Origin of the sequence: Amycolatopsis sp. cmx-8-4, assembly GCF_046548675.1 — a bacterium.
Lineage (GTDB): Bacteria > Actinomycetota > Actinomycetes > Mycobacteriales > Pseudonocardiaceae > Amycolatopsis.
This window is the reverse complement of record NZ_JAEBDZ010000021.1, coordinates 109,856-126,684: the sequence shown is the minus strand read 5'-3', so window position 1 is coordinate 126,684 and position 16,829 is coordinate 109,856. Positions and strand designations below refer to the sequence as shown.

The 16,829-nt window shown below is 71.3% G+C and carries 13 protein-coding genes; 3 read left to right on the top strand and 10 right to left on the bottom strand.

Features of this window, described 5'->3' with window-relative positions:
• Positions 1-113: 113 nt before the first annotated feature.
• The 3 genes from ACLJQZ_RS34925 to ACLJQZ_RS34915 all read left to right on the top strand — a co-directional run bounded on the left by ACLJQZ_RS34925 (position 114) and on the right by ACLJQZ_RS34915 (position 3,492).
• Complete coding sequence (locus tag ACLJQZ_RS34925; RefSeq protein WP_410624271.1) at positions 114-1,322, top strand: anhydro-N-acetylmuramic acid kinase; 1,209 nt, start codon at positions 114-116, stop codon at positions 1,320-1,322.
• Between the two features lie 16 nt (positions 1,323-1,338).
• Positions 1,339-2,907, top strand: coding sequence for a sodium:solute symporter (locus ACLJQZ_RS34920; protein ID WP_410624269.1), 1,569 nt, complete (start codon positions 1,339-1,341; stop codon positions 2,905-2,907).
• Between the two features lie 84 nt (positions 2,908-2,991).
• Positions 2,992-3,492 (top strand): DUF3455 domain-containing protein, encoded by a 501-nt coding sequence (locus ACLJQZ_RS34915; RefSeq protein ID WP_410624267.1) that lies wholly within the window; start codon positions 2,992-2,994, stop codon positions 3,490-3,492.
• Between the two features lie 71 nt (positions 3,493-3,563).
• On the opposite strand, the gene smc is transcribed toward ACLJQZ_RS34915, so the two are convergent.
• The 10 genes from smc to kdpF form a co-directional block, all read right to left on the bottom strand.
• The gene (gene smc, locus ACLJQZ_RS34910) at positions 3,564-7,166 is read right to left on the bottom strand and encodes a chromosome segregation protein SMC (protein WP_410624265.1); all 3,603 of its coding nucleotides are present in this window, start codon (positions 7,164-7,166) and stop codon (positions 3,564-3,566) included.
• A gap of 169 nt (positions 7,167-7,335) precedes the next feature.
• Complete coding sequence (locus tag ACLJQZ_RS34905) at positions 7,336-7,596, bottom strand: acylphosphatase (protein WP_410624313.1); 261 nt, start codon at positions 7,594-7,596, stop codon at positions 7,336-7,338.
• Between the two features lie 196 nt (positions 7,597-7,792).
• Positions 7,793-8,695 (bottom strand): hypothetical protein, encoded by a 903-nt coding sequence (locus ACLJQZ_RS34900; RefSeq protein WP_410624263.1) that lies wholly within the window; start codon positions 8,693-8,695, stop codon positions 7,793-7,795.
• The gene (locus ACLJQZ_RS34895; protein ID WP_410624261.1) at positions 8,692-8,916 is read right to left on the bottom strand and encodes a hypothetical protein; all 225 of its coding nucleotides are present in this window, start codon (positions 8,914-8,916) and stop codon (positions 8,692-8,694) included. The genes ACLJQZ_RS34900 and ACLJQZ_RS34895 overlap by 4 nt, the downstream gene beginning before the upstream one ends.
• Before the next feature lie 27 nt (positions 8,917-8,943).
• Entirely contained in the window at positions 8,944-9,639 is a 696-nt protein-coding gene (locus ACLJQZ_RS34890; RefSeq protein ID WP_247062303.1) for a response regulator, read from the bottom strand.
• The gene (locus ACLJQZ_RS34885; RefSeq protein ID WP_410624259.1) at positions 9,636-12,167 is read right to left on the bottom strand and encodes a DUF4118 domain-containing protein; all 2,532 of its coding nucleotides are present in this window, start codon (positions 12,165-12,167) and stop codon (positions 9,636-9,638) included. Before ACLJQZ_RS34885 ends, ACLJQZ_RS34890 begins: the two co-directional genes overlap by 4 nt.
• A gap of 4 nt (positions 12,168-12,171) precedes the next feature.
• Entirely contained in the window at positions 12,172-12,783 is a 612-nt protein-coding gene (locus tag ACLJQZ_RS34880; protein ID WP_410624258.1) for a potassium-transporting ATPase subunit C, read from the bottom strand.
• Between the two features lie 4 nt (positions 12,784-12,787).
• Positions 12,788-14,836, bottom strand: a complete 2,049-nt coding sequence (gene kdpB, locus ACLJQZ_RS34875) for a potassium-transporting ATPase subunit KdpB (RefSeq protein WP_247062300.1) — start codon at positions 14,834-14,836, stop codon at positions 12,788-12,790.
• Positions 14,833-16,494 (bottom strand): potassium-transporting ATPase subunit KdpA, encoded by a 1,662-nt coding sequence (kdpA, locus tag ACLJQZ_RS34870; RefSeq protein ID WP_410624255.1) that lies wholly within the window; start codon positions 16,492-16,494, stop codon positions 14,833-14,835. The genes kdpB and kdpA overlap by 4 nt, the downstream gene beginning before the upstream one ends.
• The gene (gene kdpF, locus ACLJQZ_RS34865) at positions 16,494-16,595 is read right to left on the bottom strand and encodes a K(+)-transporting ATPase subunit F (protein ID WP_247062298.1); all 102 of its coding nucleotides are present in this window, start codon (positions 16,593-16,595) and stop codon (positions 16,494-16,496) included. The genes kdpA and kdpF overlap by 1 nt, the downstream gene beginning before the upstream one ends.
• Between the last annotated feature and the right edge of the window lie 234 nt (positions 16,596-16,829).

Below are 16,829 nucleotides of genomic sequence, written 5' to 3'. Positions count from 1 at the left end.
CCACCGCGGACCCGCCGTCCACGCAGGCAATTCGTAACGACGTACATCCCGATTGGGCCAAGACTTCACAGGGTGGGTTGCGTCACAGGCAACGCTGCACTAAACCCCTCCGGATGGGGAAACGCGCCAGCCACGGCTTCCGGGTGATCGGGTTGATTTCGGGCACGTCGGTCGACGGCATCGACGTCGCCGCGGCCGACCTGCTCGCCGAAGACGGCACCGTGGTGCTGACGCCGCTCGGCGAGCTCGACGTCCCCTACCCCGAACCGCTGCGCGAGGGCCTGCTCGCCGCGCTGCCGCCGAACCCGTGCACCGCCGGGGAGCTGACGCGGCTCGACACCGGCGTCGGCCAGGCGTTCGCCGACGCCGCCCTGCGCGGGGCCGTCGAGCTGGCGGGCGGCACCGCGGACCTCGTCGCCTCGCTGGGCCAGACGGTGTTCCACTGGGTGGAGGACGGCAGCGTCCGGGGCACCCTGCAGCTCGGCCAGCCCGCGTGGATCGCCGAACGCACCGGGCTGCCCGTGCTCGCCGACCTGCGCGCCCGGGACGTCGCCGCCGGCGGCCACGGCGCGCCGCTGGCCGGCACCTTCGACCAGCTCTGGCTGCGCGGCCTGGCCGAGGACAGCGGCCGTCCGGTCGCCGCGCTCAACCTCGGCGGGATCGCGAACATCACCGTCGTCGCCGCGGACGCGCCCGCGATCGCCTACGACACCGGGCCCGCCAACGCGCTGCTCGACCTCGCCGCCCACCGCGTCACCGGGCACCGCAGCGACCTCGACGGGCGGCTCGCGCTGAGCGGTTCGGTGCGCGCCGACCTGCTGGTGGCGCTGCTCGCCGACCCGTACTTCGCCGCCCCGGCGCCGAAGTCCACCGGCAAGGAGTACTTCAACGCGGCGTACCTCGACGCCGCCCTGGCCGGCCTGCCGCCGGTCACCGCGGCCGACCTGCTCGCGACGCTGACCGAGCTCACCGCCGTCTCGGTCGCCGAGCAGTGCCACCGCCACGGCGTGACGACGGTGATCGCGTCCGGCGGCGGCGTCGCCAACCCGGCCGTGATGACGGCGCTGGCCCGGAACCTGCCGTCCGCCGTGCTCAAGACCAGTGACGACCTCGGCTTGCCCGGCGCCGGCAAAGAGGCGTACCTGACGGCGCTGCTGGGCTGGCTCACGTGGTGCGGCGTGCCCGGTACGGTGCCGTCGGCGACCGGTGCGCGGGGACCGCGCCTGCTCGGCGCCCTCGTCCCGGGTGCCGGGCCCTTGACCCTTCCTGCCCCGCTGGGGGGCGCCGTGACGCGGTTGCGCGTCGCGGAGAAGGCCGGATGAGGAGTAGGAGAAGTCCATGCGGGGTGTTGATCTGGCCATCATCGTGGTCTATCTGGCGGCGATGCCGCTGATAGGCGTGCTGGTCGGGCGGAAACAACGGTCGGCCGCCGACTACTTCGTCGGCGAGCGCAGCCTGCCGTGGGGCGCGGTGATGCTGTCCGTGGTGGCCACCGAGACCTCGACGCTGACCGTGATCAGCACGCCGGGCCTGGTGTTCGGCAACGCGTTCCTGTTCCTGCAGCTGGCCTTCGGCTACATCATCGGCCGGGTCATCGCCGCGTTCGTGCTGCTGCCGCGGTACTTCCGCGGCAACCTCGTGAGCGCGTACGCCTTCCTGGGCAAGCGGTTCGGCTCGGGGCTGCAGGGCACCGCGTCGGTGACGTTCGTGGTGACGCGGCTGCTCGCCGAGGGCGTCCGGCTCTTCGCCGGCGCGATCCCGATCAAGGTGATCCTGGGGCACTACAACATCCACCTCGACTACTGGGTGATCGTGGTGATCCTGACCGCGCTCACGCTGATCTACGCCTACATCGGCGGGATCAAGGCAGTCGTCTGGGTCGACGTCATCCAGCTGACGCTGTACCTGGGCGGCGCCGCGGTGGCGGCGATCGTGCTGCTGAACAAGCTGCCGGGCGACTGGGTGAGCCAGGCGTCCGCGGACGGGAAGTTCGCGCTCGTCGACTTCACGAAGAACCTGCTGACCAGCCCGTACGCCTTCGTGACGGCGGTGCTCGGCGGCGCGGCGCTGTCGATGGCCTCGCACGGTGCCGACCAGCTGATCGCGCAGCGGCTGATGGCCACGCGCAGCCTGCGCGACGGCCAGAAGGCGCTCATCGGCAGCGGGCTCATCGTCACCGTGCAGTTCGCGCTGTTCCTGCTGGTCGGGGCGATGCTGTGGGTGTTCAACGGCCGCAAGTCGGTGGCTGAGCTCGGCCTGCAGAGCCCGGACGACGTGTTCTCGAAGTTCATCATCGACGACCTGCCGGTCGGGGTGTCGGGCCTGCTCATCGCCGGTGTGCTCGCTTCGACCATGGGCGCGCTCGCGTCGGCGCTCAACGCGCTTTCGACGTCGACGGTGGCCGACCTCTACCAGCGCTTCACCAAGAAGGCGCCCGAGGACTCGAAGCTGCTCAAGCACGGTCGCATGTGGACACTGATCTGGGCCGTGGTGTTCGCGGTGTTCGCGTCGCTGTTCTCCACCACGAAGAACTCGGTGATCGAGCTCGGCCTGGCGATCACCGGCTACACCTACGGCGCGCTGCTCGGGGCGTTCCTGCTCGGCCTGCTGATCAAGAAGGCCCGGCAGGTGGACGCGATCATCGCGTTCGTCGCGACGGTCGTGGTGATGGCGTTCGTGATCCTCGGCCTGAAGTTCAGCGCGAAGAGCGGTTCGCTGATCGGCGTCGACTTCAGCAAGGCGGCCGGCGACCGCGTCGCGCTCGCCTACCCCTGGTACACGCTGCTGGGCGTGGTGATCACGCTGGTCGTCGGCGGGTTGCTCTCACTGCGCCACCGCACGCCTGACCCGAAGGCCGCGGAGGCCAACGCCGTGGGCGAAGACAAGCAAGAAGTCACTTCCGCCTGATTCTTCTGAACCGGTTCCGGCGGGCGCCCGTGTTGGTGAGCGGGAGCCCGCCGGGAAGCGGCGGGAGGATTCGAAGGTGGGAACATGAAACGGATTTTGGTTGCGCTCGCGGTCGGCTCGCTGGCACTCGGCGGCGCGGCGACGGCTTCGGCCGCGACGGCGGCCCCGAAGGCGCCGGACGCGGTCAAGGTTCCCGCGGGCAACCGGCCCCTCGCCACGTACTTCGGCGAGGGCGTCCAGATCTACGGCTGCACCGACGGCGCGTGGACGCTGATCCAGCCCGCGGCGACACTGTCCAAACACGGCCGCACGGTGGCCTTGCACAGCAAGGGTCCGGTCTGGACGTCCACTGTGGACGGCAGCACGGTCGGCGCGGCGGCCGCGGCGACCTCCCCGCGCACGGGCGCGATCCCGGAGCTGCTGCTCAAGGCGAACCTGAACGCGGGCGACGGCGTCTTCGGCAAGGTCACCTACGTCCAGCGCCTGAACACCACCGGCGGCGTCGCGCCGGCCGGAACGTGCACGGCGGGCGCGCAGACCGCGGTCCACTACACGGCCGACTACGCCTTCTGGGTGGCCGGCTGACAAGCGCTCCACTGTGGCGTTGGGGGCGTCTGACGCACCCAACGCCACATGGGGGGCGTTGGGGGCGAGCGTCAGCCGACCGCGACCGGTTCGTCGTCCGCCGTGCGGAGGCGCTGCGAGATCACCTTCGTGATGCCGTCGCCCTGCATACTCACGCCGTAGAGCGCGTCGGCGATCTCCATCGTCGGCTTCTGGTGGGTGATGATGATCAGCTGGGACGAGTCGCGCAGCTGCTCCAGCAGGCCGATCAGCCGGCGCATGTTGGTGTCGTCCAGCGCCGCCTCGACCTCGTCCATGACGTAGAAGGGTGAGGGGCGGGCGCGGAAGATCGCGACCAGCATGCCCACCGCGACCAGCGACTTCTCGCCACCCGACAGCAGCGACAGCCGCTTGACCTTCTTGCCCGGCGGGCGCGCTTCGACGTCGACGCCGGTGGCGAGCAGGTCGTCCGGCTGGGTGAGGACCATCCGGCCCTCGCCGCCGGGGAAGAGCACGCTGAACACCGTCTCGAACTCGCGGGCCACGTCCGCGTAGGCGCCGGCGAAGACCTCGAGGATCTTCTCGTCGACCTGCTTGATCACGGCCTCGAGGTCCTTGCGGGTGTCCCGGAGGTCCTCGAGCTGCGTGGAGAGGAACTTGTACCGCTCCTCCAGCGCCGCGAACTCCTCCAGCGCGAGCGGGTTCACCTTGCCCAGCAGGGAAAGGTCCTTCTCGGCGCGCTTGGCGCGGCGGGCCTGGGTGTCGCGGTCGAAGGGCATCGGCGGCGGCGGGGTGACGTCCTCGCCGCGCTCCTTGGCCGCCTCGTACTCGGCCATCTCGCCCGCGCTCGGCGGCACCGGGACGTCCGGGCCGTACTCCTGGACCAGGTCGGCGAGGCCGATGCCGAAGTCCTCGGCGATCTTGGCTTCCAGGGTCTCCAGCCGCAGCCGCTGCTCGGCGCGCTGGACTTCGTCGCGGTGGACGGCGTCGGTCAGCTTCTCCAGCTCGCCGGTCAGCTCGCGGACCTTGGCACGGACGCCGGTCAGCGCGGATTCGCGGCTTTGACGCCGGGACTGGACCTGGTCACGTTCGGTGGCCGCGCGCTGGACCGAGCGCTCGATGCGTTCGAGCGCGATCTCGCCGCCGTCGACGACGGCGTCGGCGATCCGCGCGCCGTGCTTGCGGGCCGCGGCGGCACGCTCGGCGCGTTCCCGGGCCTGCTGCTCGGCGTGGGCGGCGCGGCGGAGGCCTTCGGCCCGGCCCGCGATGCCGCGCGCCCGCTCCTCGGCGGTGCGCTGCGCGAGCCGCGCCTCCATCTCCTCCTGCCGGACGACGGCCAGCTCTTCGACGGCCTGGTCGCGCTCGGCGGTGTCCGGGTCGTCCTCGACGGGCTGCTCGGCGACGGCGGCGAGGCGTTCCTCCAGCTCGGCGAGCTGGGCCAGCGCCTGGATGCGGCTGTGCTCGACCTTCGCGCGCTGCCCGGTGAGGCGTTCGACCTCGGCCTGCGCGGAGCGGGCGGCCTGCTGCAGCCGGTTGAGCCGCTCCGACGAGCGGGCCTTGCGCACCTTGGCGTCGCCGAGGGCGTCCTTGGCCTGGGAGACCTCTTCGCGGCGGGCCTGCTGCTCGGCGCGGGCGCCTTCCAGCTCGGCCGTGTACTGCTCCACCTGGCGTTCGGCCGTGCGCAGCCGGACCGCGGCCTCGTCGACGGCGGCCTGGACCTCGATCACGCTCTCGCGGGCGCCGGAGCCGCCGATCGCCCAGCGGGCGCCGAAGACGTCACCCTCGGCGGTGACCGCGCGGACGTCCGGGTGCGCGGCGACCAGGTGCCGGGCCGACTCGAGGTCGCGGACCAGGGCGAGTTTGTCGAGCGCCTGCTCGACGGCGGGCCGCAGCTGGGCCGGCGCGGAGACGACCTCGCGGGCCCAGCGCGCGCCTTCCGGCAGCGCGGGCCAGGAGTAGACGTCCACAGTGGACTCGGGCGCGCCGAGCACGATGCCCGCGCGGCCGGAGTCCGTGTCCTTCAAGTACTTCAGGGCGCGCATGGCGTCTTCGCCGCCGTTGACGGCGACCGCGTCGGCCACCGGGCCGAGCGCCGCGGCCAGCGCGACCTCGTGGCCGGGCTCGACGGTCAGCAGCGCGGCGACCGAGCCGAGCAGGCCCGGCAGCTCGTGGGACGCGCCGAGCAGCGCGCCCGCGCCGTCCTTGCGCTTGAGCCCCATGGACAGCGCCTCGACGCGGGCCTTTTCCGACGCGATCTCGCGCTCGGCGGCGCGTTCGGCCTTGACCAGCTCTTCGACGCGCGCCTTGGCCGCGTTGTTGGCCTCGACCGCGCGGTCGTGGTGGGCCATCAGGCCGGAGTCGTCGGACTCCTCGACGCCGCCCTCGGCCTTGGCCTCTTCGAGCTCTTCGTTGGCGAGTTCGGCGCGCTCGGCGGACTCTTCGATGGAGACGCTGAGCCGGTCGATCTCGTCGGTGGTGGCGCCGTTCTTGCTGCGCAGCGCCTCGACCTGGCCGGTCAGCTTGGCCATGCCCTCGCGGCGGTCGGCGATGGCGCGGACGGCGGCCCAGTGCGCGCGCTCGGCGGCCTGGACGCGCTGTTCGAGGTCTTCGCGCCGCAGCACGGTCTGGGCGAGCAGCTCCCGGGCCTCCATGACGGCCTCGTTGAGCTCTTCCTCCTGCTCGGCGACGCGCTCGGCTTCTTCGAGCAGCTCTTCGGGGTCGCGGCCGCCGGTGTGCGCGGCGACGTCGGCCGAGAGGTGCCGCTGCCGCTCGATCGCCAGCCGCACGGTGCCGCGCAGGCGCTCGGCCAGCGCGGAAAGTTTGTACCAGGTCTCCTGGGCGCTCTGCAGCAGCGGCGCGTCCTCGACCAGCGACGACTCCAGCTCGGTCTCCTCGGCGGAGACGATCTCGAGGGTCTGCTCGACCTCGGCGCGGCGCTGGCGGGCGACCTTCTCGTCGGCCTCTTCCCGCGCGATCGAGCCGCGCTGGCTGACCAGGTCGTCGGCGAACAGGCGCAGCCGGGAGTCACGTAGCTCGGACTGGACGTACTGGGCCTTGCGGGCGATCTCGGCCTGCTTGCCCAGCGGCTTGAGCTGGCGGCGCAGCTCGGTCGTGAGGTCGCCGAGGCGGTCGAGGTTGCCCTGCATGTTGGCCAGCTTGCGCAGGGTCTGTTCCTTGCGCTTGCGGTGCTTGAGGACGCCGGCGGCCTCTTCGATGAAGGCGCGGCGCTCTTCTGGCTTGGACTCGAGGATCGCCGAGAGCTGCCCCTGCCCGACGATGACGTGCATCTCGCGGCCGATACCGGAGTCCGAGAGCAGCTCCTGGACGTCCATCAGGCGGCAGCGGTCGCCGTTGATCTCGTACTCGCTGGCGCCGTCGCGGAACATCCGGCGGGTGATCGACACCTCGCCGTACTCGATCGGCAGGGCGCCGTCGGCGTTGTCGATGGTGAGGGTGACCTCGGCGCGGCCGAGCGGGGCGCGGCCCGCGGTGCCGGCGAAGATGACGTCCTCCATCTTGCCGCCGCGCAGGTCCTTGGCGCCCTGGGTGCCCATGACCCAGCGCAGGGCGTCCAGCACGTTCGACTTGCCGGAGCCGTTCGGGCCGACCACGCAGGTGATGCCCGGTTCGAAGCGCAGCGTGGTGGCCGAGGCGAAGGACTTGAAGCCCTTGAGCGTCAGGCTTTTCAGGTGCACTGGGTGCTGACCCCTCTGGCTGCCGGTTCGGGCGTTTCAATCGTCCCAGGCTACCTGGGGGTGTCCCGGGACCGCCGGACGCGCCCCCTCTCCGGCGCGCCTTAGCACAGCGTGATCGGCGTCGGCAACCTCCTGCGCCACACCCGCCCCGGAAGTACCAAGGCCCGGGCTACCGCTCGGCGAAGCCGCTGAGCCCCCCTTTCGGGTCGGACCAGCGCTCGACGACGGTCTCCACACTTCCGGGTGATTCTCCGGAACGGAGGGCGGTCAACAGCCGCTCACAGTGGTCGCGATCACCCTCCGCTATGACCTCGACACGACCGTCGGGCATGTTGCGGGCACTGCCGACGAGACCGAGCTCGAGCGCCCGGCTGCGCGTCCACCAGCGGAAACCGACGCCCTGCACTCGCCCGCGGACCCACGCCGTCATCCTGGTGTTCGTTTGTCCCTCACTCACACGTTCATCCTTTCCGGACAGTTTGACTGCGCTCAGTGATCACGCAGGCTCCCTACCTGGGCGAATGCGGCACTGACGGTGATAATCTCCCCGCCGAGGTCGTCCTCCCGGGTTCCCCCGCTCGGGCAAGCAGTGATCGTTCGACGACCTCGAGCCGCAGGTTTTGGAGTCACCCCGATCTTCTAGGAGCCTCTATGCCCCGCCCCGACGGGTCGGATTCGAGCTCACGCGTCACCAGGATCGACACCACCGCACCGCCGAAGAGCAGCAAACCGAACCGCGCCGGGTACGTCGTGCTCGGGGTGGCCGGGCTGGTCGTCGCGACGGCGTTCGCGGCCGTCGCCGAGCTCGCCGGACCGGCCCCCGCGACCACCGCGGGCGGCACCGGCGCCCCGGGCGGCCAGGGCACCTCGCCCGCCGGTGTCCAGACGGTGTCGGGCACCCCGACCCCGGGCGGCCCGTCCACCCTCGGCGGCCCGCCGCCGCCGACGGACACGCACTCGTCGAGCGCGCCGACCACGGTGGTCTCGGTCAGCCCGGACGGCAAGACGACCACCACGGTCGTCACCCAGGCCCCGCCGCCCCCGTACACGCCCCCGCCGGGCGGTCCGGGCAGCACGCCGCCACCGGTGACCAAGACGACGACGAAGACCCCACCGCCGGTGACGACCACTCCGACGACGCCGCCGACCACGACGTCACCGCGGACGGACCCGCCCACCGACACGAGCACCCCGCCCGCAGGGGGCGGCGGCAGCTCGTCGGGCGCGCCGTCGGTGAGCACGACCGGCACGTCGCCGACGACCAAGTAAGCGCAAAGTCCCTGAAGGCCACCGCCACGGCGGTGGCCTTCGGCGCGTTCAAAGGGTTCTAGGGCACGTCCCGGCGTCGTAAGTGCTCCCGCGACTTCGACGCCGAGGATCGGGCCCAGGCCGATGACGCCGCGCGTCCACGGGTCGTCCTTGCCGAAGGCGTAAGCGACCCCCACGCCGGAGAAGTAGCCGAGAGCCGCCAGCACCAGCAGCCCCACCGCACGGCGCTTCCAGCCGCGCCGCGACCGAGGCGTCGTCATCCGCGCCGGCCGGTCCGGCGGACGTGGGCGTACAGCAACCAGTAGTAGACCGCGAGCAGTAGGTAAAACGCCGCCATCACGACCTGGACCCAGCGTCCCCAGCCGTGCAGGTCGCCGCCGAATGCGAGTAGTGCCGAGATCACCGCGGCGAACGTCCACACCGCCGCCAGTCCCACGAGGAGCTTCCGCGGGATGCGCTCACCACCCAGAACCCATCTCATCGCCACTCGGGTGGGTTACCCCGTGCGTCAGGCCTCGAAGCGGTAGCCCATGCCCGGCTCGGTCAGCAGGTGGCGCGGGCGCGACGGCTCCGGCTCCAGCTTGCGCCGCAGCTGGGCCAGGTAGACCCGCAGGTAGTGGGACTCCGTCTCGTACGACGGGCCCCACACCTCGTGCAGCAGCTGCTTCTGCGCGACCAGCCGGCCGCGGTTGCGGACCAGCAGCTCCAGCACGCCCCACTCCGTCTTGGTCAGGTGGACCTCGTGGCCGTCGCGGCGGACCTTCTTGGCCGCCAAGTCGATGCTGAACGACGCCGTGTCCACCACCGCGTCCACGTCGTCGGCGCCCGCCACCGCCGAGCGGCGGACCGCCGCTCGCAGGCGAGCCAGCAGCTCGTCCATGCCGAACGGCTTGGTGACGTAGTCGTCGGCGCCCGCGTCGAGGGCCTGGACCTTGTCGGCCGAGTCGCCGCGGGCGGACAGGACGATGATCGGGACCGTCGTCCAGCCGCGCAGGCCGGCGATCACCTCGGTGCCGTCGAGGTCGGGCAGGCCGAGGTCGAGCACGACGACGTCCGGCTTGGTCTCGGCGACGGCCTTGAGCGCGGCCGTACCGTCGTGCGCGGTGATCACCTTGTAGCCGCGCGCGGTGAGGTTGATCCGCAGTGCCCGCACGATCTGCGGTTCGTCGTCCACCACCAGCACGGTGGCCCCGATGTCGGTCATCGCACCCCCTCTTCGACTTTGTACGTGACGCTCTCGGCGGGCAGGGACACGACGATCGTGAGCCCGCCGCCCGGGGTGTCCTCGGCGCGGATCGTGCCGCCCATCGCCTCGGTGAACCCCTTCGCCACCGACAGCCCGAGCCCGACCCCCGGCGTCGCGTCCCGGTCGCCGCCGAGCCGCTGGAACGGCGCGAACGCCGAGTCCGCCGTCCCCTTGCGCAGGCCCTTGCCGTGGTCGACGATCCGCAGCTCGACGTGGCCGGAGTGGGCACTGGCCCGGGCCGACACCCGGCCCCCGCCGTGCCGCAGTGCGTTGTCCAGCACGTTCGCCACCACCCGTTCCAGCAGGCCGGGATCGGCGAGCACGGACGGCAGCTGGTCGTCGACCGCGACGACCACCGCGTCCGAGGCGTCCACATTGGACAATGCGTGTGCGACGACCTCGTCGTAGCCGACCGGACGCAGGTGCGGCACCACGGCTCCGGTGGCCAGCCGCGAGGAATCCAGGAGGTTGTCGATCAGCCCGGCCAGCCGGTCGGCGGACAGTTCGATGGCCTCCATCAGCTCCGCGGTGTCCCCTTCGGACAGTTGCAGATCGGGCGCGCGCAGGCTGCCGATGGACGCCTTGATCGACGTCAACGGCGTCCGCAGGTCGTGCCCGACGGCCGAAAGCAACGTCGTCCGCAGCTCGGTGGCCTCGGCCTTGCGCTCGGCCTTCGCCGCGGCGTCGGCGCTGCGCTGCTGCCGCAGGGACAACAACGCCTGCCCGGCCACGGCTTCCAGCACTCGCCGGTCCGCCGCCGGCAGTGCGCGCCCCCGCAGGGTGAGGTGGACGTCGGCGGTGACGGCGATGTCGACGTCGGCCTCGTCCGGGTCGGCGCACGGGGGCTCCCCCGCGGTCGCGACGCCGCGCCACTCGCCCTCGCGCTTCTCCAGCAGCGTCACCGAAGTCAGCGCGAAGTTCTCGCGGACCTTCTCCAGCAGCCGCTCGATCGGGTTCGCGTGGGTCAGCACGGTCCGCGCGTAGGAGGCGAGCAGCGCCGCCTCGGTCCGCGCCCGCGCCGCCTGCGTCGCCCGGCGCGCGGCCTGGTCGACGACCAGCGCGACGAGCACCGCGACCACGACCATCGCGATCAGCGTCACGAGGTTCTGCGGGGTGTGCACGGTGAGCGTGTAGAGCGGTGGTGTGAAGAAGAAGTTGAGCAGCCCGGCGCCGAGCACGGCCGCGACCAGCGCCGGGCCGAGGCCGCCGACCAGGGCGACGACGACCGTGGCCAGCACGTAGGAGATGACGTCGGTGGCGAAGTCGAACCCGGTGCGCACGAACAGGCCGACGACGGTCACCAGCACCGGCAGCACGACGCTCAGCACCCAGCCCGCGACCAGCCGGGAGAACCCCAGCGGGCTCGCGCCGAGCCGGGCGCGCAGCCGGCCGCCGGCTTGGGCGTGGGTGACCATGTGGACGTCGATGGGCCCGGACCGGCTGACCACGGTGGCGCCGATGCCCTCGTCGAACAGCCGCGCCACGCGCGAACGGCGTGACGTGCCGATCACCAGCTGGGTCGCGTTGACGCCGCGGGCGAAGTCCAGCAACGCGGTCGGGACGTCGTCGCCGACGACGGTGTGGAACGTCGCGCCGACCTCCTCGGCCAGGGTGCGGCAGCGGGCGATCGCGGTGGGGCCGAGCCCGGACAGGCCGTCGCCGCGCAGGATGTGGAGGACCTGCAGCTCGGCGCCGGCGCGGGTGGCGATCCGGCTGGCGCGGCGCATCAGCGTCTCGCTCTCCGGCCCGCCGGTGATGGAGACGACGACGCGTTCGCGCGTCTCCCACGTGTCGGTGATCTGCTGCTCGGCGCGGTAGCGCTGCAGCGCGACGTCCACCTGGTCGGCCACCCAGAGCAGGGCCAGCTCGCGCAGCGCGGTGAGGTTGCCGGGGCGGAAGTAGTTGCCGAGCGCGGCGTCGATCCGCTCGGCCGGGTAGACGTTGCCGTGCGCGAGCCGCCGCCGCAGCGCCTCGGGCGTGATGTCGACCAGCTCGAGCTGCTCGGCGCGGCGGACGACCTCGTCGGGCACGGTCTCCTGCTGCGTGACGCCGGTGATGCGCTCGACGACGTCGTTGAGGCTCTGCAGGTGCTGGACGTTGACCGTGGACAGGACGTCGATGCCGGCCTCCAGGAGCTCCTCGACGTCCTGCCAGCGCTTGGCGTTGCGCGAGCCCGGCACGTTGGTGTGCGCGAGCTCGTCGACGACGGCGACCTCGGGCGCGCGGGCGAGGATGGCGTCGAGGTCCATCTCCTCGAAGGCGCGGCCGCGGTGCTCGGCGTGGCGGCGCGGCACGATCTCGAGGTCTTCGAGCAGCACCGCGGTCTTCTCGCGGCCGTGCGTCTCCACCAGCCCGGCGACGACGTCGGTGCCGCGGTCGAGCCGGCGCCGCGCCTCGCCGAGCATGGCGAAGGTCTTGCCGACGCCCGGAGCCGCGCCGAGGTAGATCCTCAGCTCTCCCCGGCGCGGCTTCTTCGTACTGGTCACGCTGTCAGTGTGCCCCTCCGGCCGCACCTTGCACGGCCAAGTTGAGCTGGAGCACATTCACCCCGGGGACACCGATCCCGGCGCCCGACGTGTTCGCTTCGACGAGCTGCTTCACGCGGTCGGCCGGCACCCCCGTCACCCGGGCGACCCGGGCGATCTGGAGGTCGGCGTAGGCCACGCTGATCGCCGGGTCGAGCCCGGAACCGGACGCCGTCACCGCGTCCGGCGGTACCTGATCGGGTGACACGCCTTCCCGCTTCGCGATGGCGTCGCGACGCTCGCCGATGGTCTTCACGAGGTCCTCGTTGTACGGGCCCTTGTTGGACGCGCCGGACGTCGACGGGTCACCGGGGCCGAGCGCGTCCTTCGAGAGCGCCGAGGGCCGGTTGTGGAACCACCGGTCCTTCGCCGGGTCGGCGGGCACCGGGTCGACGCCGATGAGCGACGACCCGACGGCCTGGCCGTTCTGCGTGACGACCGAGCCTTCGGCGTGGCCCTCCAGCCCCGGGATGCGGGCGATCGCCCACACCGCCAGGGGGTAGAGGACGCCGAGCAGGACGGTCATCACGATCAGCACGCGCAGCCCGGCCCAGGTCTGCTTGACGAGAGTGTTCACGAGTTCACCCGATTCCAGGGATGAGGCGCACGAGCAGGTCGATCAGCCAGATTCCGAGGAAGGGGCTGACGATGCCGCCGAGGCCGTAGACGAGCAGGTTGCGGCGCAGCAGGGCCGAGGCCGACGACGGCTTGTACCGCACGCCGCGCAGGGCCAGCGGGATGAGCACGACGATGATCAGCGCGTTGAAGATGACGGCGGAGAGGATCGCCGACTTCGGCGTGGCCAGGTGCATGATGTTCAGCGCGCCGAGCTGGGCGAAGATGCCGGTGAACATCGCCGGCAGGATCGCGAAGTACTTCGCGAGGTCGTTCGCCACGCTGAACGTCGTCAGCGCGCCGCGGGTGATCAGCAGCTGCTTGCCGATCTCGACGATCTCGATCAGCTTCGTCGGGTCGCTGTCGAGGTCGACCATGTTGCCGGCCTCCTTCGCGGCCGACGTGCCGGTGTTCATCGCGACGCCGACGTCGGACTGCGCCAGCGCGGGCGCGTCGTTGGTGCCGTCGCCGGTCATCGCGACCAGCCGGCCACCTTCCTGCTCCTTCTTGATGAGCGCCATCTTGTCTTCGGGCTTGGCCTCGGCGAGGTAGTCGTCGACGCCGGCGTCCGCCGCGATGGCCTTGGCGGTGAGCGGGTTGTCGCCGGTGATCATCACCGTCTTGATGCCCATCGCCCGCAGTTCCTTGAAGCGCTCCTTCATGCCCGGCTTGACGACGTCGGACAGCCGGATCACGCCGTGCACCACGGTGTCTTCGGCGACCACCAGCGGCGTGCCGCCCTGGGCGCTGATCTCGTCGACCACACGCTCGGTCTCGTCGGGGAACTGCCCGCCGTTATCACGCACCCACGCGCGCACGGCACTCGCCGCACCCTTGCGGATCCGCCGGTCACCGACGTCGAGCCCGCTCATCCGGGTCTGCGCGGTGAACGGCACGAACTCGCCGTGTACGTCGTCACCCGCGTGGGCCGCGGTCAGCTCGACGACGCTGCGTCCTTCGGGCGTTTCGTCGGCGAGGCTCGCCAGCCGGGCCGCGCGGGCGAGGTCGTCCGGAGTGGACGATCCCACCGGGATCAGCTCGGTGGCCCGGCGGTTGCCGAAGGTGATGGTGCCGGTCTTGTCGAGCAGCAGCGTCGATACGTCGCCCGCGGCCTCGACCGCGCGCCCGGACGTCGCGAGGACGTTGCGCTGCACCAGCCGGTCCATCCCGGCGATGCCGATGGCGGACAGCAGCGCGCCGATCGTCGTCGGGATGAGGCAGACCAGCAACGCCGTCAGCACGATCACCGACTGCTCGGACCCGGAGTAGCCGGCCATCGGCTGCAGCGCCACGACGGCGAGCAGGAAGATGATGGTCAGCGTGGCCAGCAGGATGGTCAGCGCGATCTCGTTCGGCGTCTTCTGCCGGGAAGCGCCTTCCACCAACGCGATCATGCGGTCCACAAAGGACTCGCCCGGCTTGGTCGTGATCTTCACGACGACCCGGTCGCTCAGCACGGTCGTGCCGCCGGTGACGGCGCTGCGGTCGCCGCCGGACTCGCGGATGACCGGCGCGGACTCGCCGGTGATGGCCGACTCGTCGACGGTCGCGATGCCCTCGACGACGTCGCCGTCACCCGGGATCACCTGGCCGGCCTCGACGACCACGAGGTCGCCGACGCGCAGTTCGGCGCCGGGGACCTGCTCCTCGTCACCGTTCGCGGTGAGGCGTCGCGCGACGGTCTCCTTCTTCGACCGCCGCAGGCTTTCCGCCTGCGCCTTGCCGCGCCCTTCGGCGACGGCCTCGGCGAGGTTCGCGAAGATGACCGTGAACCACAGCCAGATCGCGATGAGGATGGTGAAGACGCTCGGGTCGGTGACGGCGAAGACGGTGGTCAGCGCCGAGCCGACCCACACCACGAACATCACCGGGTTGGCGAGCTGGTGCTTCGGGTTGAGCTTCTTGAAGGCGTCGGGCAGCGACGTCCAGAGCTGGCGGGGGCTGAAGACCCCGGCGCCGACGCGACCGGTGTGCTCTTCGTGGGTCACCTGAGGTCGTTCTTCGGTGACGGTCATGCGAGTGCCTCCGCGATGGGCCCGAGCGCGAGCGCCGGGATGAACGTGAGGGCCGCGACGAGCACCACCGTGCCGGTGAGCATGGTGGCGAACAGCGGCCCGGTGGTGGGCAGCGTCCCCGCCGTTTCGGGGACCTTCCGCTGCGCGGCCAGGGAACCGGCCAGGCAGAGCACGGCGACGATCGGGATGAACCGGCCGAGCGCCATGGCGACGCCGAACGACGACTGGAACCAGTCGCTCGTCGCGGTCAGGCCGCCGAACGCGCTGCCGTTGTTGTTGCCGGTCGAGGCGTAGCCGTAGAGGATTTCGGACAGCCCGTGCGCGCCGCTGTTGCCGAGCGCGCCCGCCGTGTCCGGCAGCATCAGGGCGATGCCGCTGCCCAGGAGCACGACCAGCGGCATGGCCAGCATCGAGATCGCCGCGCAGGTGACCTCGCGCTTGCGGAGCTTCTTGCCCAGGTACTCCGGCGTCCGCCCGACCATCAGGCCGGCCAGGAACATCGCGATGATCGCCATGACGAGGATGCCGTAGAGGCCGGTGCCGACGCCGCCCGGCGAGATCTCGCCGTAGAGCATGTTGAGCAGCGGACCGCCGCCGCCGAGCCCGGACAGGCTGTCGTGGGCGCCGTTGACCGCGCCCGTGGACGTGCCGGTCGTGGTGTCGGCGAAGATCGACGTGCTCGAGATGCCGAACCGCTGTTCCTTGCCCTCCATGCTCGCCCCGGCGGCCAGCGCGGCCGGGTTGCTCGCCTTGGCCTCGGAGAACCAGATGATCGCCAGCGAAGCGGCCCAGAGCAGGCTCATCACGCCGAGCAGGACGTACCCCTGCTTGGGCTTGCCGACGAGCTTGCCGAACGTGCGGGTCAGGCTGACCGGGATCACCAGGATCAGGAACAGCTCGATCAGGTTCGTCCAGACGCTGGGGTTCTCGAACGGGTGCGCCGAGTTGGCGTTGAGGATGCCGCCGCCGTTGGTGCCGAGCTCCTTGATCGCCTCCTGGCTCGCCGCCGGGGCCAGCGCGATGGTGCTCTGGCTGCCGTCGGGGTTGGTGACGGCGACGCCCGCCTTGAGGCTCTGCACCACGCCGAGGGCGATGAGCACGAGCGCGAACACGAAGGCCATCGGCAGCAGGACGCGGACGGTGCCGCGCGTGAGGTCCACCCAGAAGTTGCCGAGCCGGTCGGTCCGCGAGCGGATGAACCCGCGGGTCAGCGCGATGGCGACGGCCAGCCCGACGCCCGCGGACAGGAAGTTCTGCACGGTGAGCCCGGCCATCTGCACGAAGTGGCCCATCGTCGTCTCGGGGACGTAGGACTGCCAGTTCGTGTTGGTGACGAAGGAGATCGCCGTGTTGAACGCGACGCCGGGGCTCACCGAGCCGCGGCCCAGGCTCCACGGCAGGATCGGCTGCAGCCGTTGCAGCAGGTAGAGCAGGACGACCGAAACGAACGAGAAGCCGAGCACGCCGGCGGCGTAGGTCGGCCACCGCTGCTCGGAGTCCGGGTTGACGCGGAAGAGCCGGTAGAGGCCCTTCTCGAGCTTCAGGTGCTTCTCGGTGGAGAAGACGCGCGCCATGTAGTCGCCGAGTGGTTTGTAAACCACGGCGAGGGCGACGAGGAGGAGACCGAGCTGGATGAGCCCGGCCGCGGTGTCGGACATCAGAATTTCTCCGGCCTGATCAGCGCGACGAACAGGTAGACGAGGAGGCCCAGCGCCAGCAGTCCGCCGACGACGTTGGCCACGGTGCCCGCGCCGCTCACAGCTTCTCCAAGCCACGCAGCGCCAGCGCGATAACCACGAAGATGCCGATCATCAGAACGGCGTAGAGCAAGTCGGCCACTAGGCACCTCTCAGGACAGGTCACCGCTTTCGGTGACCAGGGACGAGGCCAACTGTGCGGCCGTTCCGTCCCTCCGCGGAGGTGGGCTGACGGCGCGTTAACGCCGTCCTGATGCGCATTTACGCCGTCTTTATGGCGGGTGGCGCCGGTCACG